The following is a 20,184-nucleotide window of genomic DNA, read 5'->3' as shown; positions in this document are numbered from 1 at the left end:
GGAACTGTCAAGAGCTTGAGTAAGCCAAAAAATTTTTCAAGAGTATTCAACCCTTGAAATATAAACAATTTTCTTCATTTCTATTTATTTTTCGACAAGCTTCGAGATGTTTTTATAAGAAAAACCGTCTATAATAGAAATAAGTTAGACAGGAAGAGGGTAAAGAATGGAATACTCTAAAATGAAGTTGCATGAGGAAAAAGTTTTTAAAGACCCTGTTCATCGTTATGTACACGTAAAAGATCAGGTCATTTGGGATTTAATAGGAACAAAGGAGTTTCAAAGGCTGAGACGGATTAGGCAGCTCGGAACCACATATTTGACGTTTCACGGAGCAGAACACAGCCGTTTGAATCATTCTCTCGGTGTCTATGAAATTGTTCGCCGGATAGTGGACGATGTGTTCCAAGGACGCCCGGAATGGAGCCAGAATGAGAGACTCTTATCTTTATGTGCTGCACTGCTTCATGATTTAGGTCATGGGCCGTTTTCCCATTCATTCGAAAAGGTCTTTCATCTTGACCATGAGCATTTCACACAGGAGATCATTCTGGGAGATACAGAGGTTAACCAGGTCCTTGCAAAGGTAGCGAAGGATTTTCCTAAGCATGTTGCCGAGGTCATTGACAAAACCTATGCGAACAAGCAGGTGGTCAGCCTGATTTCAAGCCAGATTGATGCGGACCGGATGGACTACTTGCAGCGGGATGCCTATTTTACCGGAGTCAGCTACGGCCACTTTGATATGGAGCGGATCTTGCGTGTCATGAGACCGCGCGAAGATCAGGTGGTCATTAAATCCAGCGGGATGCATGCGGTTGAGGATTACATAATGAGCCGGTACCAGATGTATTGGCAGGTGTATTTTCACCCGGTGACACGAAGCGCTGAGGTTATCCTGACGAAAATCCTCCATCGTGCAAAAGAACTTCATGAACAATCGTATTCTTTTAAATATGATCCTCTCCATTTTTACTCCCTCTTCGAAGGAAATGTATCACTTGAGGATTATTTGAAGCTGGATGAAGCGGTGATCATGTTCTACTTCCAGACTTGGGAAGAGGAAGATGACCCTGTACTGAGTGATTTGTGCCGCCGTTTCATGAACAGGAACTTATTCAAATATGCCGAATTCGATCCGGCAAAAGAATATAAGAAACATAGTGAGCTTGAGGGCTTGTTTAAAAAAGCCGGACTTGATCCGGAATATTATCTGGTCGTCGATTCATCCTCGGACCTCCCATATGATTTTTACCGTCCGGGTGAAGAAGAGGAACGCCTCCCGATACACTTGCTGATGCCGAATGATGAGCTGAAGGAATTATCGAGGCAGTCGGATATCGTAGATGCGATATCAGGGAAAAGAAGAACGGATCACAAACTCTATTATCCTGCCGACTTCTTATATGATGAATCCTCAAAGAAAAATATAAAAAGACAAATTCGTTCTATCTTGGAACTCGATTAATAATTGAGGCTGTCTCAAAAGCCAATGGTCAGGTCGCAGATTTTAAAATCAAGGCCGGACCCTTCTGAGGCAGCCTTCCTGCCCCTTATGACGGAACAACGAGTAATTTTGAAGTAGGAGATGAAGGAACAGTGTTAAAGGATCACGCTAAATTAATGAGTGCTTTTTTGGCTTCCGGTGAAATTACCGGCAGAAAGAAACTGCAAAAAATGATATATATTGCGAAGAAATTATCCTTTCCTTTTCAAGAGAAGTTTCAGTTTCATTTCTACGGTCCTTATTCTGAGGAGCTGACCCTTCGTGTGGAAGAGCTCTGCAACATGGGCTTTATCAGTGAGCTGAAGGAGAAAAAAGGCGGGTACTTTCAATACCGGTACACCGTGACTGAAGAAGGCCAGGGCTTTCTGAACATGTATGAAACGGAAATGCCGTTTCTACAGGAATGCCTCGAGGATATGAATGGGCAGCCGTCCCGCTTTCTTGAACTTGTGTCAACGGTTCTGTATTTCGATAATCTTTCCCGTGAAGAAGTGGAAGAGAAAGTGTTCACCTTGAAAAGCAAGCAGAAGTATACAGTTGAAGAAATCGATGCCGCTTATGAATATATTGACGGTTTGAAAAAGAGAATTATACAGTAAAAGGGAAGCCTGTCACTTGTTGTGGCGGGTTTTTTGTTTGTCTCTGTTAGTCGATTGGTTGTTATTCGACAAGAGTTGGGCGATTTTCGACAGGATTTGGTCGTTAAACGACAAGAGGCGGCCGTTATTCGACACAAAGAGGGCGATACTCGACAACATTTGGTCGTTAACCTGGAATCTGATACTATGATTCTGCTGGTTTGAAGTAGAGTTGGTGTCGAATTTTGTCGGTTGGTCGATAAACAGGTGAAAATCGCTGATAAAATTGAAAAATCGCCGATAAATCCGCAGAATCGCTGATAAACCCCAATAATCGCCGATAACCCCGGGGCGCCATGGCACCTCACCAAGTCCAATACAAAAAAGCCGCCAATCAGACACGATCGACGACTGATATGGCGAGCATGACGATGATTATCCTTCGTCACTCAAGCGCTTCCCGCCCACGGCATAGTGGTTCTTGCTCATCTCTTCAATGAATACGACGATCTTGTCTTCAGCTGCACCTGTCGTTTCGCTGACAGCGGCTGTAACTTTTTCAACTAGTGCTTTCTTTTGGTCTTCGCTGCGGCCTTCTAGCATTTTAACGGTTACATAAGGCATGGATTTCGCTCCTGTTCTATAATTTTGATACAATCAAAGGGAAGGCTAAGTGTATAATACCTTCCAGTTAAATTTTATCGTATTTTTTTGAAGGAGCAAGTCTGGCCCGCGGAGAATATTGATAAAACAGAGAATTTTAAAAAATTATTTATGTATAGGAGAACAGACATTGAACTTTTTAGCGTTTGATCTAGAAGAGCTTCCCTTCGTGGTGATTGCCCTCATACTGGCTTTCACGTTCCATGAATATGCTCATGCCTACGTGGCGCACAAATTTGGTGATGATACAGCAAAGGACCAGGGGAGGCTGACCTTAAATCCGATTCAGCATCTGGATCCGATTGGAACGCTCTTTATTTTGATTGCCGGTTTTGGGTGGGCAAGGCCTGTCCCTGTGAACCGGTTTAATTTTAAAAACCCGAAACTGGCAGGAGTGCTCGTTTCCGTTGCCGGACCCCTGAGCAATTTCTTGATTGCGTTCATAGCATATGGCGTTTTTTACTTTGTCATCACCTTTGGTTTCGGAGTCGCGATTCCTCAGTTCTTCATTGAACTGTTCAATATGATCGTATATCTTAATATCCTTTTGTTCATATTTAATCTATTGCCGTTTCCTCCTTTGGACGGCTACCGGATCATCGAGGATCTTTCTCCGCCGCGGCTGCGTTCGAGAATGTCCCAATATGAGCAGTATGGAGTCTTGCTGTTTATCATTTTGGTCATCACCCCGCTTGACCGCTACACGATCTGGCCGGTTATCAACGGCGGAATGAGTGCTGTAGGGCAGGCATTCAATACGATTTACTATGGAATCTTCTCATTATTTTCATAAGGCTGTTTTCTAAAAGGGTGTTGCTTTTACACTAACTCCTAAATGCCTTTACGAAGGGGTGAATGGAGCTGGAGATCAACTACCTCAGCCTAATAGCAACAAGAAGTAAGAAAAGAGCCTTTTCATAAAAATAGAAGGAGCTGTTACTGATGGAAGAAAAAAAGAAAAACAACGTCGGTTTTAATATCATCAAGAGTGACCCGACAGATGGGCACGGCGGCTTCGGCATCGGGTCATTAAGCCTTGATAATGTATCACCTGTCTTTGTGGACATAGAAGAAGGCGAGGCCTTTGTGGATATCGGAGCGATGCATGCCCGAAGCGCCGTGGAAAAAAGAATCAAGTTCACGACGAACCGCGAGGACTCTGAAGGCGGTAAGCCGTACTGGCTGGTCTGGGTGACAATTGATCGTAAAGAAGACGGCCCGTATTATGCAGGCGTGACCGCATGTGAAATGGTAGTTAACACGGAGAAACGCCGGGGCTATAAATCCCTTCCTGAACACGTGAATAGGATGGATAAATCGATTAAGCGCCATATCATCGTCGATGTAATGGATGACCGCTCTAAAAACATCCTAAAAGATTTTCTAATTAAACACGATGAAGGCATGTGGGAGCGTTCTGAAGATAAGCTGAAACAAGATTTGTCTGTTTGAGGTTATTTACAAAATATAACAATTATATGAACGAATTGTGACATTTATTAGAAAGAATCGTTCACACCTTGCTCATTGGCCTGAAAAAAAGTAAACTTAAATCACAGTTTGCACAAAACAAACTAGGACATGAAAGACCCCGGGTTCGCACAAACCCGGGGTTTTTCGTATGCTTTTTTAAGAATTTGTGTTGTTAGTTGGTTTTCAGTGCAGTTAAAAGCGAAAAGCGTACCCCCTGCAAGGGTGGATCCTAGGTTAAAGGTAACGATTAGCAAATAATCGTGCCCCCACAAGGCTGGAATCTTGGGTGAAGGGTAACGAATAGGAGAGAAACGTGCCCCTAGAAGGCCGGAATCCCGGGTTAAGGGTAACAAATAGAAGATAATCATGTCCTTACAAGGTTGGGATGATGGTTGAAGGGTAACAAAAAACAGATAACCGTACCCTTACGAGGGCTAAATCCCAGGTGAAGGATAACGAATAGGAGATAATCGTTACCCTAAAAGGCTGGAATCTTGGGTGAAGGGTAACCAAAAGCAACTAAACGTGCCCCTTCAAGGCTATAATCCCAAATGCAGGGGCACGTTAGCTAAGCAACGTACCCCCTGCAAAACCGTATATTTAGTAAAGGGGTACACCCCGCTGACACAGGAGTCTGAATGCAGCCCCTCGGCTCTATCCCCTAAAACCACTCCGTCCACTTCTTATACCATGGAGTCTTTTCTTTTTTTGGCTCGGAGACTGGAGGTTCGGCAGGGACATCTTCGTGAAGGTGTTCGTCGCAGTACTCCGTCGGTTCAGTGCCTTTTACAAAATAGGTGAAGCGCTGAACCGGGCAGCCTTTTGTTGCCAGCTTGCCGTTGTGCGGATTGACGAGGTATCCTTTTACACCTTTCGTCGGCTTGAATGCTTTGACAGGCTCGTCCTTCAAGGCCTCCTCCATAAAGTGCACCCATATATTCTTCGCGTAATACTTGTCTTCCACCAATGAGATTTCTTTTCCTTTATCATAACCGGTCCAGACTCCGGCCGACAGCTGGGGCGAGAACCCGATCATCCAGTTGTCTGAGTTGGTCGTTCCTGATTTGCCGGCATAAGGCCTTGTGGCATGCTTCCGGATGGTGATGCCCGTAACGGTGGAATAATCGTTCAGCTTCGGATCGAATATTCCGCTGAGCATGTGGGTCATGACGTAAGCGGAATCTCGGTCGAGGACCTGTTCTTTTTCAAACTTCTTTTCATAAATAGTTCCCCCATCGAAGCCTTCAACTTTAGTGATGAAAACCGGACTGATTTTGTATCCACCATTAGCAAACATTCCGTAGGCATTGACCATATCGACTACACGTGCCCCGGAAGTACCTAGAGCCGAAGAGGGCACCTCTTTAATCGGTGTGGAGAGCCCGAATTTCTCGGCGGTATCCGCCAGTGTTTCTTCTCCGAGAAAGAGATGTGTTTTCACGGCATAGACATTATCGGAGATTGCAATGGCCTGAGCCAGCGTGATGTCGTCGCCTGCATACTTATTGTTAAAATTATGCGGTGTGTACTCGCTTTGTCCGTCATCAAATTTGAAGGTGGTCAGTTCACTGCGCATGGCTGTGGAAGGGGTGAACCCTTTTTCAACGGCGGCATAGTAAAGCAGCGGTTTGATGGTGGAACCAGGCTGCCTGACAGCTTGGACGGCACGATTGAACGGGCTTTCTTCGTAATTTCGGCCACCGACCATTGCGGTGACATGACCGTTCTTGGGATTGATGGCTGTAAATCCTACCTGGATATCGGATTCCGGCTTGATCTCCTTTTTGATGACTTCTTCTGCGGCTTTTTGGTGTTTTGGATTCAAGGTGGTATAGACTTTCAGGCCCCCGAGTTCAATTGTCCGTTCATCGATGCCCAGTTGGTTGCGGAGAATGTTTTTAACCACATCCTGAAAGTAAGGAGCGGTTTCCACGGACTGATGCGGATATTCTCCAACAATCTTAAGTTTCTCTTTTTCCGCCTTGGCAGCGTCCTCTGCCGTTATTCTCTCATCTTCCATCATCGCATTCAGAATGGTCTCTTGGCGGTCTTTCGCTTTTTGAAAAGAATTAAGAGGGGAATACAGGCTTGGTCCTTTCGGGATACCTGCAAGCAACGCGGCTTCGGCTACCGTCAGTTCGGCCGCATCTTTTCCAAAATAGAATTGGCTGGCAGCCTGGATTCCATATGCACCGTGACCGTAATAGATGGTATTCAGATAGCCTTCAAGAATCTGTTCTTTGGAGTAGTTCAGCTCCAGCCTTAAAGTAAACAGTGCTTCGGAAAGCTTTCTTTTCCACGTTTTTTCATGTGATAGAAACAGGTTCCGGGCATATTGCTGTGAAATGGTTGAGGCTCCCTGTACTTTTGCCATGGCCCTCAAATCGGCAAGACCGGCAGCCGTTATCCTTTTGAAGTCAAATCCATGGTGCGAGAAAAAGCCTTTATCCTCAATCGCAAGTGTCGCCTCAATCAGGCTGGGAGAGATGTCTTCAAGGTGGACCCAGTATCTTTTTTCTCCGTTGCTGCTTTCGCCGATGATCGATTCGTCCGCTCCGTAGAAAAGCGTTGATTGAGGAACAGAAAGGGGAGGCGGACCTTGAATTTTTGCATATGTCAATAAGCCTGCCAGGCCAGCCAGGATCAAAATGGTGGAAAGCAGGCCAAGAATAATGGCGGCACGCAGATATTTTTTTGTTTTTTGTAAACGGGAACTTGTAATCACTTCCAAGTTAATCCCTCATTTCCTATAAATCTTTCAGTTTTTTACTACTATTCAGTATGGAAAACCGAGAGATTTTTTAAACATATAGGAAGAAATTTAAAATTATTCTTGTATTTTCGCTAAATTAGACTATACTTTTTCTCATGTTTGTATTTAAGTAGTTGGGGAAGGATATCTATGATGGTATTTGTCCCTGGTCCCGAGAATTAATATGAAAAGGAATGAAGTAAAATGGGTGGATTCTGGTTCACAGAGAAACAAACGGAAAATTTCGGAATTACAATGAAAATCAACAAAACTTTACATACAGAGCAAACTGAATTTCAAAAGCTTGATATGGTTGAAACAGAAGAGTGGGGGAACATGCTGCTTCTTGATGAAATGGTCATGACTTCCCAGAAAGATGAGTTCGTTTACCATGAGATGGTGGCACACGTGCCATTGTTCACTCATCCAAACCCTGAAACGGTTCTTGTTGTCGGCGGAGGAGACGGAGGCGTAATCCGTGAAGTGCTGAAGCACCCGTCTGTCAAAAAAGCGGTCCTTGCTGAAATCGATGGAAAAGTAATCGAGTACTCAAAAAAATATCTTCCTGAAATTGCAGGAGAGCTTGAGAATGAAAGAGTCGAAGTGCAGGTTGGCGACGGCTTTATGCATATTGCAAAAAGTGAAAACGAATATGACGTGATTATGGTAGACTCCACAGAGCCTGTAGGCCCGGCGGTTAACTTGTTCACAAAAGGATTCTATGCAGGAATCTCGAAAGCGCTGAAAGAAGACGGAATCTTTGTCGCTCAATGTGACAATCCTTGGTTCAAGGCAGATTTAATTCGCCAAGTCCAAAGTGATGTAAAAGAGATCTTCCCGATTACACGCCTGTATACGGCTAACATCCCAACTTACCCAAGCGGATTGTGGGCATTCACAGTCGGTTCCAAAAAGCATGACCCGCTTGAAGTAAGCGAAGACCGCTTCCATGACATTGAGACGAAATATTATACAAAAGAACTTCATAAGGCAAGCTTCGTACTGCCTAAGTTTGTTAAGGATTTGACTGAGTAAACTGAAACTCGGAGGCGTCCATACTGCGATGTACAGTATTAAAGCTGCCTCTCGCAATAGCACTACAGAAAACCGTGAGTTCAATAAGATAAAGACAGTATGACGAATGTATGCAATTGCTCACTCAGTCAGCAATTGAAAAGAGATTTTAAAAAGGAGTCATTAAATATGCGCTTTGATGAAGCTTATTCTGGAAATGTTTTTATCGGCAGCCATCCTTCCTACGAGGACAGCCAGATTGTGCTGTATGGGATGCCGATGGACTGGACAGTGAGTTACCGTCCAGGTTCCCGTTTCGGTCCAGCCCGCATCCGCGAGGTTTCGATCGGCCTTGAGGAATACAGCCCTTATCTTGACAGGGAATTAGAAGAGATCAAGTACTTTGATGCGGGTGATATTCCGCTTCCTTTCGGCAATCCGCAAAAAAGCATTGATATGATCGAAGACTATATCGATGGCTTGATGAAAGACGGCAAGATCCCGTTCGGAATGGGAGGGGAGCACCTGGTTTCATGGCCGGTCATGAAGGCTGTCTATAAAAAGCACAAGGATTTGGCGATCATCCATTTTGATGCTCATACAGACCTTCGTGAGCACTATGAAGGTGAGCCATTATCCCACTCCACACCGATCAGGAAAATTGCCGAACATATCGGCCCTGAAAATGTGTACTCATTCGGTATCCGTTCCGGAATGAAAGAAGAGTTCCAATGGGCAAAAGAAAATGGTATGCATATTTCGAAGTTTGAAGTACTGGAGCCGCTGAAGGAAATTCTGCCTAAGCTTGCGGGCCGTCCGGTATATGTGACAATTGATATCGATGTGCTTGATCCGGCGCATGCCCCTGGAACGGGTACGGTCGATGCTGGCGGTATCACATCCCGTGAACTTCTTGCTTCCATCCACGAAATTGCCCGTTCGGAAGTAAATGTAGTCGGCGCCGACCTTGTCGAAGTGGCACCAATCTACGATCCTTCTGAACAAACAGCGAATACAGCCAGCAAACTCATCCGTGAAATGATGCTCGGCTGGGTGAGATAATTTTTTTGTGAATGTAACTGCCCCGGAGACCAATCGTTTCAGTGGGGCAGTTTTTTTTATTGGTGACAGGCACGACCCGGGATTTGTCGGATCATGTCGGTTGTTGATAGAGCGGGCATTTTAGTTAAAAGAAAGCGAAAAATTGTTGATAGAAGGATCAGATTGCACGCTCCTTAAGAAAGTATCAGAAATAACCGAATTCCTGCCGTTTCATTGCAATTTCAGCCGATTGTTCTTATACTAAATAAGTTAAGTTCGTACGTTTAGGGAGAACCCAATTTTTATAAAGGATGTGAGAGGTTTGAAAGGTGGAGGAACTGAACAGACTGATGTCAAAATTCACTTGAAAACCCGCATACAGCACGGCGAGGAAAAAGACTCTTTTGAATTGTTCTCTAATGGCAGATACTATGAAAAAGGAGATTCTTTTTTTCTGAAATATGATGAAGTACAAGAAGAAGGAACGATACATACCATCGTCAAGATTAAGAGAGATGAGGAAGCCTTGATTTTGCGCAGCGGTGCGGTGAAAATGAGGATGGTATTCAAGGAAGACGAGGAACATACCGGCTCATATGAAAGCCAGCTCGGGACACTGATGATCACGACCAAAACATCGAAGCTGACACACACCGCTCACAGAACAAAAAATGTCGGTGAAATCAACTTATCCTACCAGTTATATATGCAGGGAAGCCCAGTCGGAAAGTATGAAATGGATATTTCGTATAAGGAGGAAGGAATTTAGCAATGAATATCGCAGAACAAGTACAAGACCAATTGAGAACGGAGATCAAATCAGCGGTCCTGAAAGCAGGGCTGGCTACAGAAGATCAGCTGCCTGACGTCATTCTGGAAACACCGAAGGAAAAATCGCACGGGGACTATTCCACGAATATGGCGATGCAGCTGGCGCGTGTGGCGCAGAAAGCACCGAGAATGATTGCGGATGAAATCGCAGCGAACATTGATAAAGAAGCTGCTTCTATTGAAAAAGTTGATATTGCCGGACCAGGATTCATTAACTTCTACATGAAAAATGAGTATTTGACGGAGCTTGTGGCAACTATCCTGCAAGACGGAGATGAATACGGCCGTTCAGAAGCAGGGAAAGGTGAAAGAATCAATGTCGAGTTCGTTTCGGCGAATCCTACTGGTGACCTTCACCTTGGACATGCACGCGGTGCTTCTGTCGGGGATTCTTTGTGCAATGTACTGGACAAAGCAGGCTATAAAGTGACTCGTGAGTACTACATCAATGATGCCGGAAACCAGATTCATAATCTTGCTCTTTCTGTTGAAGCTCGTTACTTCCAGGCGCTAGGTCATGACAAACCTGTACCGGAAGACGGATATCAGGGAGCTGACATCATCGGCATCGGCCAAAAGCTTGCGGATGAATTCGGAGACAAGTACATCGAAGCATCTGAAGAGGAGCGCTACAAATTTTTCCGTGAGTACGGTTTGAAATTCGAGATGGAAAAGTTGAAGAAAGACCTGGAAGATTTCCGTGTGCCATTTGATGTGTGGTACTCAGAAACGTCTCTATATGAAAATGGAAAAATCGATGATGCACTAACCACTCTGAAGAACAATAACCACATCTATGAAGAAGATGGAGCAACTTGGTTCCGCTCTACAGAACTGGGCGATGACAAAGACCGTGTACTGATCAAGAACGATGGCACTTACACGTATTTGACACCGGATATTTCCTATCACCGTGATAAATTTGAGCGCGGCCATGATATCCTGATCAATATCTGGGGTGCTGATCACCACGGGTACATTCCTCGTATGAAAGCGGCTATCGAAGCGCTTGGCTATGACCGTGAAAAGCTTGAAGTTGAGGTTATCCAGCTTGTTCATCTTTTCAAAAACGGTGAAAAAATGAAAATGAGTAAACGAACAGGAAAAGCGGTTACCATGCGTGACCTGGTGGAAGAGGTCGGCTTGGATGCTGTGCGTTACTTCTTTGCCATGAGAAGTGCGGATACGCATATGGACTTCGATCTTGACCTGGCTGTATCTCAGTCTAATGAAAATCCTGTTTACTATGCACAGTATGCACATGCCCGCATTTGCAGTATTTTGCGTCAGGCGGAAGAACAAGGAATCAACTTTGAAGAAGGTACTGATTACTCTCTTCTGAAAGCAGAGAAAACGATCGACTTGCTTAAAAAGCTGGGAGACTTCCCTGGAATCGTAGCGGATGCTGCAGCGAAGAGAACGCCGCATCGCGTAGCCAACTATATCAATGAACTGGCATCAACCTTCCACAGCTTCTACAATGCTGAAAAAGTATTGGATGTGGAAAACATGGAATTGACGAAAGCCCGTTTATCCTTGATTAAAGCGGTACGCATCACGCTGAAAAATGCCCTTAAACTGATTGGGGTATCTGCTCCTGAAAAGATGTAATTTCACCTTGTGGACTAAAAAAAGACGGCTGAAGTTCATTGCTTCGCCGTCTTTTTCTACCGCTGCATTCGTATAGATTGTTGCTATTTTCCTACGGGTACAAAGGCTTCTAACTAAACAGAATGATTAGCTCTTTTCTTCCTTGTTACCTGGAACCTGCCTGTGAAATATAACTATTTCTCTTGAACTTTATAGTATATAGCAACAAAGTTTTAGAAAAGAGCCTTTTCTAACGATACCCTTACACCATGAAACCGCATCAAAATCAAGACTTTGAAAATAGTTTGGTCCTAAATGGGCACTCTAGAAATAATAGACGATGACATGGAGGTTCAATGATGAAAGTAGTATTATTAGCTATCTTAACAGGCTTTATTGTCGGCTTCGTATTTGCCCTATTCAAACTGCCGATTCCGGCTCCACCTGCTTTTGCAGGAATAGCAGGTATTATCGGTATTTATCTTGGATTCAAAGCGTATGCTTGGGCACAGCCGATGATTGAGTCGATGATGAAGTAGGTTGGCTGCTCTCTATAGAGGTGTCATCCTGGTGTAAAATGGTTGATCTGTGCAAGGTGCCAACAGGCTGGTTTTCTTTGGCACCTAGATAAAACGCTAGAAAAACCCTCGCAGATTAAGAGTCCGCGGGGGCTTTTCTATTTTATATGCAAATAATGAAACCGGCCATACTTTTCAATGGTTTCTTCCGCTTCAAACGGGACCGCTCTCCCAAATAACGGGCCATCATAAACAAAGGTATGAAATTCTCCATTTTCGCCGCATGGATCGACGCCGTCGGGCAGGTCTTGGAGCAGTTCTTCATCGTACTCCCGGCCGAGAAAAGAGGGATCGAGCTGGGAACTGTCGATACAGACGAGCACTGCTTTATATCCTTTTTCAATGAACTCCCTGCTCAGGTTTGACGTAGTATTCCCCCAAAGAGGGAAAACCGGTTGAAGGGAGGTCGCCTTCATCTGCTCTTCCCGGTATGCTTTAATATCTGCCAGGAAGATATCCCCGAAGGCGACTGTTTCCACTCCTTGTTCATATAGAGAGTCCAAGGCGGTCCTCATGCGGGCTTCGTATTCTTTGTTGCTTGGCCCCTGTTTCATCATGACAGGCAGAAGGGGCAGGCTCAATGCTTCGGCTTGCTTTTTCAGGAGTGACAGAGGGGTATCGTGCATCATAACTCTTTCTTCCTCTTCGGCAAGGGTTGTGAGGAGTGCAGCCGGCTTCCAATCGGGAGAAGCTGCGAGGCGGTCAAGCATCACCATGCTGTCCCTTCCGCCGCTCCAAGATAAACATATTTTCTTTTTCATATGCCGTCCTTTCTGCTACCAGTTCAGAATGCCGCCGCTCACCCTCTTAACCCCGCGGATTTTAGAAATATCCTCAGTCAATTTCAGCATTGCGATATCTTTATTTTTCGCTTCAATCATGACATCGATGTCCTCATCCAACTCTTTCAACATTTTCAGGTAAGGAAGGATAAATTCAATATCAACGTTATCTGAATGGGAACGGAATGCTTTTTCGGATTTGGGCGAGGATACATGGATTTTCGGTCGCAGGTCCCTATGTTTCCATGTATCCAGGATTCTCGGCAGATACTCCTTAAGCGGTTTCGTGCTTTGATTGGCTTCGTGGTGATGCACATCAAGAATCATCGGAATTTTTTCTTTTTCACAGACTTCAAGAGTTTCTTCTACCGTATAGGTTTTGTCATCGTTTTCGAGAGTCATGATTTTCTTTACATGGGAAGGAAGCTTTTGAAGATTTTTATGAAACCTCGCCAAAGCTTCTTCTTTATTCCCGTATGTTCCGCCAATATGGATGTTGATCAGGGATTGCTCTTCTACATTCATGGCTTCCAGCATCTTATAATGAAACACCATATCCTCGACCGCATTATCCGTCACCGAATCCTTCGGGCTGGTAAAAAGAGTGAACTGGTTCGGATGGTAGCTTGTCCTGATAGTAAATTTCTTGATGAGATGGCCGAGTTCCTCCCATTCACTGCGAAAAGGCGTCACAAAATCCCACTTTACTTCCGGGTGGGTTGCCAGGGGCACCATTGAGCTGGACAGCCTGTAAAGATGTATCTCATGAGCAGCCAGATAGTAAAGAATCCTCTTCGTATGCTCCAGGTTGGCGGCTGTCACTTCCAACAGTTTCTGCTTCCGCTGATCTTCAGGAAGCTCACTGTACCGTTTAAATGTCATCGTCTTTGATGGGCTTGCATCCCACAAAGACAGGGCGTTGGCGACAAATCCAAGTCGTAATTCCATCATTTCACTCCCGGAAACATAATTTCCCCTCCGGAGGATAGAGGGCTTTTATAATAATATCGAAATCATCGATGCAATTCTTTCTTTAAATCTGGTGAATATGCTGACCGAGTTAAGCTTCTCCATCGTCAACAATTTGGATCCGTCTATATCCTTCTGGACTTCTTTACGCACTTCATCCACAAAGGATTGAGTATAGATGAAATTATTCAATTCCAGGTTGACGTAAAAGCTTCTCAAGTCAAAGTTCGCCGTTCCGATATCACAGAATTCATCATCCAGTACAAGCAGTTTTGAATGATAGAACCCTAACTGGTAATGATAGACCTCCGCACCCAAAGGAATTAGTTTGCGGAAATGTTTATAAGCAGCTTCTTTTACCAGGGGATGATCTTCTTTTTCAGGACTGACGATTGTCAGCTTCACTCCCCGTTCCAATGCTTTAATCAATGCTGTCATAACTTCATCTGAAGGGATGAAGTAGGGAGTCCCAATAAAGATCGATTTTTTGGCATTGGTGATGAATTCCACAAACTGGCTTTCGATTTTGTATCCCTCAGAAGGAAAGAAACGGTGTTCGACTGCCCCTTTTTCCAGCTTCGGAAAATATCCCGGTCTGTTAATGATGTCCTCACCTGAAGCCCTTTTCCAATCGACGCCAAACTCCTTTTGCAGGTCGGCCGTGCCTTCACCCGTGAGCCTCATATGATAATCCCTCCACGGGGAAAGTTTCGGGTCTTCATCGATATAGGCCTTCCCGACATTGTAGCCTCCCAGGTAGCCGATTTTCCCGTCGATGACAGTGATTTTCCGGTGGTTTCGCTGCTGTGTGGAAAAGAATAAAAAAGGAAGTTTTGGTTCTTCGGCAAAGTAAACCTGAATCCCATAATCCTTCAATTCTTTCACTTGCTTTTTCCGAACCTTAAAGCTGCCGACTCTGTCCATCAGGAGCCGAATTTCCACACCCTCTTTGGCTTTCTGCTTTAGAATGTCAAAAAACTGTCTTCCCAAGTGGTCGTCTTCCACAATATAAAAAAGACAGTGAATCGTAGAAGAGGCCTCCCTTAAATCGGTGAACATCCGTTCAAAAAAAGCCGGACCTGTCGAAATCAGTTCCATATCACTGTGCCTTTTTTGATAATCGCGCCTGTAGGCAGTTTTCACGAACTGCTTGCGGCCGAAATGAAAATCGATGACGGCCCATAGAATAATGGCCGCCAAAATCAATAAAATGATCAAAATCCACATAATATCACTCTTTCATGACTGGTATGATTTAGTATGTCCAATTATTGCTTATTCATCGTTTTCCCTGTGAAGTGACCTTAGAAACCTGCTTAAACCGTCTAACAACACTAATTTTGTTCTGTATTACCCAAAGCATTAATTTTTTTGATTACTCAGCTGGAAAGTTAGAACTCCTGTGGAAGAAGCCTTGCTCAAGAAATTAATAAGTAAATTTATAAACAGCTAGAAAAAATAGCAGGAAAATCATTGACTGAATGCTCATTCAGTATATAATGGAGATAAGGAACATTCTGAATATTATTTTCTTTTTAAAATTTGCAACAAAGGGAGAAGAAATCACGATTGAAGAGGGGAGAGTCTGTGAGATGGACGTTTTGTTGTGGATAAACTGGATTGCATTCATTCTTGTAACCGCTTACGCAGTCGGTTTATTTGTATATGTCGTCAAGACACGGATCGAGTACATCAAACTGGGGAAAAAAGCTGAGTTTGATAACAATGTGAAAGAACGAATGAAAAATATTGCTGTCAACGTGTTTGGACAAAAGAAGCTCTTGAAAGATAAAAAGAGTGGTGCCATCCACGTCATGTTTTTCTATGGATTTATTTTAGTCCAATTCGGGGCGATTGATTTTATCTGGAAAGGACTTGCACCGGGATCTCATTTGCCGTTAGGTCCACTGTATGCAGGTTTTACGTTCTTCCAGGAGCTTGTTACACTGATGATTCTTGTAGCGGTCGTATGGGCTTTCCACCGCCGCTATGTTGAAAAGCTAGTCCGATTAAAGAGAGGATTTAAGTCAGGTCTTGTACTGCTGTTCATCGGCGGCTTGATGCTTTCTGTTCTCGTTGGAAACGGGATGGGGCTTATCTGGCACGGACATGAGCTTGGCTGGTCGGAACCGGTTGCCTCACTGATTGCCGGAGGATTGGGTTGGATCGGTGAAACGGCGTCAATTGTCATTTTCTATGTCGCATGGTGGATCCATTTGCTATTCCTGCTAGCGTTCCTTGTGTACGTGCCGCAGTCGAAGCACGCCCACTTGATTGCAGGACCTGCCAATGTCTACTTTAACCGCCTGGACAACCCAGGGAAATTAAAACCGATTGATTTTGAAGACGAATCAGCTGAGAGTTTTGGAGTAGGGAAAATTGAAGAGTTTAATCAGCTCCAAATGATCGATTTCTATGCATGTGTGGAATGCGGGCGCTGCACGAATATGTGTCCGGCTACAGGCACAGGAAAAATGCTCTCACCAATGGATTTGATTGTAAAGCTTCGTAACCATCTAACGAATCATGGTGCGGCCGTAACATCAAGAAAACCTTGGGTGCCGACGATGGCATTCAACCACACGAAAGGCAACCAGCTGGCTATGGCTGCTGCCGGACAGGGTGCCGGAGAAGCAGCGGCTTCAGTGGAATACAGCCCGAGCCTGATCGGGGATGTCATCACAGAAGAAGAAATCTGGGCTTGTACAACATGCCGTAACTGTGAAGACCAATGTCCGGTCATGAATGAGCACGTGGATAAAATCATCGACCTTCGCCGTTATCTTGTGTTAACGGAAGGAAAGATGGATGCCGATGCCCAGCGCGCCATGCAGAACATTGAACGCCAAGGGAACCCTTGGGGACTGAATCGTAAAGAGCGTGAGAACTGGCGTGACGCCCGCGAAGACGTGCATATCCCGACAGTAAAAGAAATGAAGAAATCCGGAGAAGAATTTGAATACTTATTCTGGGTTGGTTCCATGGGTTCATTTGATAACCGAAGCCAAAAAATCGCCCTTTCATTTGCAAAGCTTCTAAATGAAGCGGATGTGAAGTTCGCGATCCTTGGTAACAAAGAGAAGAACTCCGGGGATACTCCGCGCCGACTAGGAAACGAATTCTTGTTCCAGGAACTTGCAACAGCGAACATTGCGGAATTTGAAAAGCATGAAGTGAAGAAGATCATCACGATCGACCCGCATGCGTATAATATTTTCAAAAACGAGTATCCTGATTTCGGCCTTGAAGCAGAAGTGTATCATCACACTGAAGTTCTGGCAGAGCTTGTGAAAGCAGGACGCTTGAAGCCGAAGTATGAGGTCAACGAAACGATTACGTTCCATGACTCCTGTTACCTAGGCAGATATAACGAAGTATACGATCCGCCGCGTGAAATCCTTAAAGCGATTTCAGGTGTCAACCTGGTTGAGATGGAACGAAACAGACAAAACGGTATGTGCTGCGGAGCCGGAGGCGGTTTGATGTGGATGGAGGAAGACAAAGGCCACCGCGTCAATGTCGCCAGAACCGAGCAGGCTCTCGAAACAAATCCTTCCGTCATCAGTTCAGGCTGTCCATACTGTCTGACAATGCTGTCCGATGGAACGAAAGCGAAAGAAGTGGAAGACAACGTATCCACCCTGGATGTAGCCGAACTGCTTGAAAAAGCGGTATGTGGTGATCCGAAAGATACAACGATTGCTTCTTAAACTTAAATAGTAAAAATTTTCAGTTTAGTTGTTTTCATTCATACTAAATTTCCATTAGAATAGAATGGTAAAGGCTTACAAAATGATTTTAAAAAGGGTCTGGTCCCAAATAGTATCGATTCGATGTTATGACTGCCAGGCCCTTTCTTTACTTCATCATTTTGAGCGAGCGTTCAGTCGTATTTTTGAAAGCGGTATCAATTTTAAGAGAAGAGATAGACTCATAGAAAAGGAGAGATTGAAATGGGGAAAACAGTCATTCTAGACGGTGCCCGTACACCGTTCGGTAAATTTGGTGGAAGCTTGAGTTCCTTTACGGCATCCGAACTTGGCGGGTTTGCAGTAAAAGAAGCCTTAAAAAGAGCGGGTGTGGATGGCAGTGAAGTCGAAGAAATTATTCTTGGCTCTGTTCTGCAAGGCGGACAAGGGCAGCTGCCTTCCCGTCAGGCTTCCCGACATGCCGGACTTCCTTGGAATGTAAGAACCGAAACAATCAACAAAGTTTGTGCATCCGGAATGAGAAGTGTGACGATGGCCGATCAAATCATCCGTGCGGGAGACGGCGAAGTGATTGTGGCAGGCGGAATGGAGTCCATGTCAAACGCTCCGTATATTTTACCGAAAGCCCGCTGGGGAATGCGAATGGGTGACTCTCAAGTAAAAGACTCCATGGTACATGACGGATTGACTTGCAGCTTTAACAATGTCCACATGGGCACTTATGGGAACAGCACGGCAAATGAATTTGAAATTTCCCGGGAAGAACAGGATCGCTGGTCAGAGAGAAGCCATAAGTTGGCGGTAAAAGCCACTGAAGAAGGCATTCTTTCAGAAGAAATCACTGCTGTTCAAGTACCGCAGCGTAAAGGCGATCCAATTACAGTCGACCGTGATGAAGCACCTAGAAAAGACACATCTATAGAAAAACTATCCAAACTGTCCCCTGTTTTTGGCTCGGATGGATCGATTACAGCCGGCAACGCACCAGGTGTGAACGATGGAGCGGCCGCTATGGTCCTGATGAGTGAAGAACGCGCCTCTAAAGAAGGGAAGGAACCATTAGCTTACATTCTCGGCCACACGGCTATTGCTTTGGAAGCTGAAGACTTCCCCCAAACTCCAGGATTAGTCATCAATGAACTACTAAAAAAGACAGGAAAAACATTAGAAGAAATCGACTTATTTGAAATAAATGAAGCCTTTGCAGCGGTTGCATTGACGAGCGGAAAAATCGCCAACCTTGACGAGAGTAAAGTAAATGTCAATGGCGGCGCCGTAGCCATCGGCCATCCGATCGGCGCAAGCGGGGCCAGAATCATTTTGACATTGGCATATGAATTGAAAAGACGCGGCGGCGGCATCGGTATCGCTTCTATCTGTTCAGGCGGTGGACAGGGAGACGCCATCATGATTGAGGTTCCGAAGAAGTAATTATGGCGGATAAAGCGGTGATCCTGGGTTGATAGTGTCAGATATTGTTGAGCATTGATAAAATTCGATTTTCACTGAGTTGAATATTGCTAATAAATCTGAGATCTCTCTAATGAAATGAAAATCTGCTTTCGTAAAGAATGCGTTATTTAATTATGCAATTCTACCATCAGAAGTTAAGAGTTGATTGAAGCGGAAGGTGCGTGACCTCCTGCGGGATCAGCGGGACAGGTGAGACCCCGCAAGCGCAGCTGAGGAGGCTCACCGCCCGCCCCGCGGAGTCACGCACCTGGAGCGGAAATCAGTTTTAAATGCAAAAATCAACAATGCCTACGAATAAGCCGGATGAAAAACCGCGGATAAAACAAAATCAACAAACCAGATGCAAACAAAGGGGAGAAGAAATAAATGAGTATTAAAAAAGTAATGGTAGTAGGCGCGGGACAAATGGGATCAGGGATTGCCCAGGTCTGTGCCCAAGCCGGATTCAGCGTGAAACTAAACGATTTGAAAGAAGAGTATGTCCAACGAGGAATGGGCGTCATCACTAAAAATCTTTCCCGCTCAGTGGAAAAAGGCAGAATGACGGAAGAAGACAAAGAGAAGGTGCTCGCCAATCTGACGCAGTCAACAGACCTGCAAGATGCCGGCGATGTCGATCTTGTCATTGAGGCAGCAGTAGAGAACATGGATATCAAGACAAAGATCTTTGCTCAGTTGGATGAGATTGCTCCCCAACATGCAATCCTGGCAACGAACACTTCATCTCTTCCAATCACAGAAGTGGCAGCAGCAACAAAAAGGCCTGAAAAGGTAATCGGCATGCATTTCATGAATCCGGTTCCGGTCATGAAGCTCGTTGAAATCATCCGCGGACTTGCTACATCCGATGAAGTGTATCAGGCAATCGAAGACATGACAAAGACACTGAACAAAGTCGGCGTCGAAGTGGAAGACTTTCCTGGTTTCGTCTCGAACCGTATATTGATGCCTATGATCAACGAGGCTATTTACACGCTTTATGAAGGGGTTGCTACAAAAGAAGCGATCGACGAAGTCATGAAATTGGGCATGAATCATCCAATGGGACCAATTACCTTGGCGGATTTCATCGGCCTGGATACATGTTTGTATATCATGGAAACCCTCCATGAAGGCTTTGGTGATGACAAGTACCGTCCATGTCCGCTTCTACGCAAATATGTAAAAGCCGGCTGGCTCGGCAGGAAAACAGGGCGCGGCTTCTATACGTACGAGTGAGCTGA

The 20,184-nt window shown here is 44.8% G+C and carries 17 protein-coding genes; 12 read left to right on the top strand and 5 right to left on the bottom strand.

Annotation, left to right across the window (positions count from 1 at the left end):
- Window positions 1–166 precede the first annotated feature (166 nt).
- Both V1502_RS19730 and V1502_RS19725 read left to right on the top strand, forming a co-directional pair.
- Window positions 167–1,468, top strand: a complete 1,302-nt coding sequence (locus tag V1502_RS19730; protein WP_409252296.1) for an HD domain-containing protein — start codon at window positions 167–169, stop codon at window positions 1,466–1,468.
- A 131-nt stretch (window positions 1,469–1,599) separates the two neighbouring features.
- Complete coding sequence (locus tag V1502_RS19725; protein ID WP_409252295.1) at window positions 1,600–2,106, top strand: YwgA family protein; 507 nt, start codon at window positions 1,600–1,602, stop codon at window positions 2,104–2,106.
- 414 nt (window positions 2,107–2,520) lie between these two features.
- On the opposite strand, the gene V1502_RS19720 is transcribed toward V1502_RS19725, so the two are convergent.
- Window positions 2,521–2,709 (bottom strand): 2-hydroxymuconate tautomerase, encoded by a 189-nt coding sequence (locus V1502_RS19720; RefSeq protein ID WP_409252294.1) that lies wholly within the window; start codon window positions 2,707–2,709, stop codon window positions 2,521–2,523.
- Between the two features lie 169 nt (window positions 2,710–2,878).
- Between V1502_RS19720 and V1502_RS19715 the strand changes: the two genes are divergently transcribed.
- A complete protein-coding gene (locus tag V1502_RS19715; RefSeq protein WP_409252293.1) occupies window positions 2,879–3,541 on the top strand; it encodes a site-2 protease family protein in 663 nt (220 codons plus the stop codon).
- 149 nt (window positions 3,542–3,690) lie between these two features.
- Window positions 3,691–4,200, top strand: coding sequence for a YwhD family protein (locus tag V1502_RS19710; RefSeq protein ID WP_409252292.1), 510 nt, complete (start codon window positions 3,691–3,693; stop codon window positions 4,198–4,200).
- A gap of 682 nt (window positions 4,201–4,882) precedes the next feature.
- On the opposite strand, the gene V1502_RS19705 is transcribed toward V1502_RS19710, so the two are convergent.
- Entirely contained in the window at window positions 4,883–6,952 is a 2,070-nt protein-coding gene (locus V1502_RS19705; RefSeq protein ID WP_409252291.1) for a transglycosylase domain-containing protein, read from the bottom strand.
- Between the two features lie 225 nt (window positions 6,953–7,177).
- Here V1502_RS19705 and speE point away from each other — a divergent pair, with 225 nt between their 5' ends.
- From speE to V1502_RS19680, 5 genes are all read left to right on the top strand, one after another.
- Window positions 7,178–8,008 carry a spermidine synthase gene (gene speE / locus V1502_RS19700; RefSeq protein WP_409252290.1) on the top strand — a complete coding sequence of 277 codons (831 nt, stop codon included), beginning with the start codon at window positions 7,178–7,180 and terminating at the stop codon, window positions 8,006–8,008.
- Between the two features lie 168 nt (window positions 8,009–8,176).
- Window positions 8,177–9,049 carry an agmatinase gene (speB, locus tag V1502_RS19695; RefSeq protein ID WP_409252289.1) on the top strand — a complete coding sequence of 291 codons (873 nt, stop codon included), beginning with the start codon at window positions 8,177–8,179 and terminating at the stop codon, window positions 9,047–9,049.
- 292 nt (window positions 9,050–9,341) lie between these two features.
- Window positions 9,342–9,797 (top strand): DUF1934 domain-containing protein, encoded by a 456-nt coding sequence (locus V1502_RS19690; protein WP_409252288.1) that lies wholly within the window; start codon window positions 9,342–9,344, stop codon window positions 9,795–9,797.
- A gap of 2 nt (window positions 9,798–9,799) precedes the next feature.
- Window positions 9,800–11,470 (top strand): arginine--tRNA ligase, encoded by a 1,671-nt coding sequence (gene argS, locus V1502_RS19685; protein ID WP_409252287.1) that lies wholly within the window; start codon window positions 9,800–9,802, stop codon window positions 11,468–11,470.
- A gap of 338 nt (window positions 11,471–11,808) precedes the next feature.
- Complete coding sequence (locus V1502_RS19680; RefSeq protein ID WP_409252286.1) at window positions 11,809–11,988, top strand: XapX domain-containing protein; 180 nt, start codon at window positions 11,809–11,811, stop codon at window positions 11,986–11,988.
- Between the two features lie 137 nt (window positions 11,989–12,125).
- Here the strand turns inward: V1502_RS19680 and V1502_RS19675 are convergent, their stop codons facing one another.
- The 3 genes from V1502_RS19675 to cls are packed head-to-tail and all read right to left on the bottom strand — an operon-like array spanning window position 12,126 to window position 15,005.
- Window positions 12,126–12,788, bottom strand: coding sequence for an ATP-binding protein (locus V1502_RS19675; RefSeq protein ID WP_409252285.1), 663 nt, complete (start codon window positions 12,786–12,788; stop codon window positions 12,126–12,128).
- Window positions 12,789–12,803: 15 nt separating this feature from the next.
- Window positions 12,804–13,757: a UV DNA damage repair endonuclease UvsE gene (gene uvsE / locus V1502_RS19670; RefSeq protein ID WP_409252284.1), complete on the bottom strand. Its 954-nt coding sequence runs from the start codon at window positions 13,755–13,757 to the stop codon at window positions 12,804–12,806.
- Window positions 13,758–13,805: 48 nt separating this feature from the next.
- Window positions 13,806–15,005, bottom strand: coding sequence for a cardiolipin synthase (gene cls, locus V1502_RS19665; RefSeq protein WP_409252283.1), 1,200 nt, complete (start codon window positions 15,003–15,005; stop codon window positions 13,806–13,808).
- A 365-nt stretch (window positions 15,006–15,370) separates the two neighbouring features.
- Between cls and V1502_RS19660 the strand changes: the two genes are divergently transcribed.
- The 3 genes from V1502_RS19660 (at window position 15,371) to V1502_RS19650 (ending at window position 20,179) form a co-directional block, all read left to right on the top strand.
- On the top strand, window positions 15,371–17,488 hold the full coding sequence (locus tag V1502_RS19660; protein WP_409252282.1) for a 4Fe-4S dicluster domain-containing protein: 2,118 nt from the start codon (window positions 15,371–15,373) through the stop codon (window positions 17,486–17,488).
- Between the two features lie 243 nt (window positions 17,489–17,731).
- On the top strand, window positions 17,732–18,919 hold the full coding sequence (locus V1502_RS19655) for an acetyl-CoA C-acetyltransferase (protein WP_409252281.1): 1,188 nt from the start codon (window positions 17,732–17,734) through the stop codon (window positions 18,917–18,919).
- A 408-nt stretch (window positions 18,920–19,327) separates the two neighbouring features.
- The gene (locus V1502_RS19650; protein ID WP_409252280.1) at window positions 19,328–20,179 is read left to right on the top strand and encodes a 3-hydroxybutyryl-CoA dehydrogenase; all 852 of its coding nucleotides are present in this window, start codon (window positions 19,328–19,330) and stop codon (window positions 20,177–20,179) included.
- The last annotated feature ends 5 nt before the right edge of the window (window positions 20,180–20,184 follow it).

This window comes from Rossellomorea sedimentorum (genome assembly GCF_046237645.1).
GTDB lineage: Bacteria > Bacillota > Bacilli > Bacillales > Bacillaceae_B > Rossellomorea > Rossellomorea sedimentorum.
Note: the sequence above shows the minus strand (reverse complement) of the source record. Positions and strands in the feature narration are given on the sequence as shown.

Bases quoted from the DNA above. Each gene is read 5' to 3' on its own strand.
- cls (WP_409252283.1), bottom strand. From the start codon at position 15,005: ATGTGGATTTTGATCATTTTATTGATTTTGGCGGCCATTATTCTATGG.
- V1502_RS19710 (WP_409252292.1), top strand. From the start codon at position 3,691: ATGGAAGAAAAAAAGAAAAACAACGTCGGTTTTAATATCATCAAGAGT.
- uvsE (WP_409252284.1), bottom strand. From the start codon at position 13,757: ATGGAATTACGACTTGGATTTGTCGCCAACGCCCTGTCTTTGTGGGAT.
- speB (WP_409252289.1), top strand. From the start codon at position 8,177: ATGCGCTTTGATGAAGCTTATTCTGGAAATGTTTTTATCGGCAGCCAT.
- V1502_RS19680 (WP_409252286.1), top strand. From the start codon at position 11,809: ATGAAAGTAGTATTATTAGCTATCTTAACAGGCTTTATTGTCGGCTTC.
- V1502_RS19675 (WP_409252285.1), bottom strand. From the start codon at position 12,788: ATGAAAAAGAAAATATGTTTATCTTGGAGCGGCGGAAGGGACAGCATG.
- V1502_RS19720 (WP_409252294.1), bottom strand. From the start codon at position 2,709: ATGCCTTATGTAACCGTTAAAATGCTAGAAGGCCGCAGCGAAGACCAA.
- V1502_RS19730 (WP_409252296.1), top strand. From the start codon at position 167: ATGGAATACTCTAAAATGAAGTTGCATGAGGAAAAAGTTTTTAAAGAC.
- V1502_RS19650 (WP_409252280.1), top strand. From the start codon at position 19,328: ATGAGTATTAAAAAAGTAATGGTAGTAGGCGCGGGACAAATGGGATCA.
- V1502_RS19655 (WP_409252281.1), top strand. From the start codon at position 17,732: ATGGGGAAAACAGTCATTCTAGACGGTGCCCGTACACCGTTCGGTAAA.
- speE (WP_409252290.1), top strand. From the start codon at position 7,178: ATGGGTGGATTCTGGTTCACAGAGAAACAAACGGAAAATTTCGGAATT.
- V1502_RS19660 (WP_409252282.1), top strand. From the start codon at position 15,371: ATGGACGTTTTGTTGTGGATAAACTGGATTGCATTCATTCTTGTAACC.
- argS (WP_409252287.1), top strand. From the start codon at position 9,800: ATGAATATCGCAGAACAAGTACAAGACCAATTGAGAACGGAGATCAAA.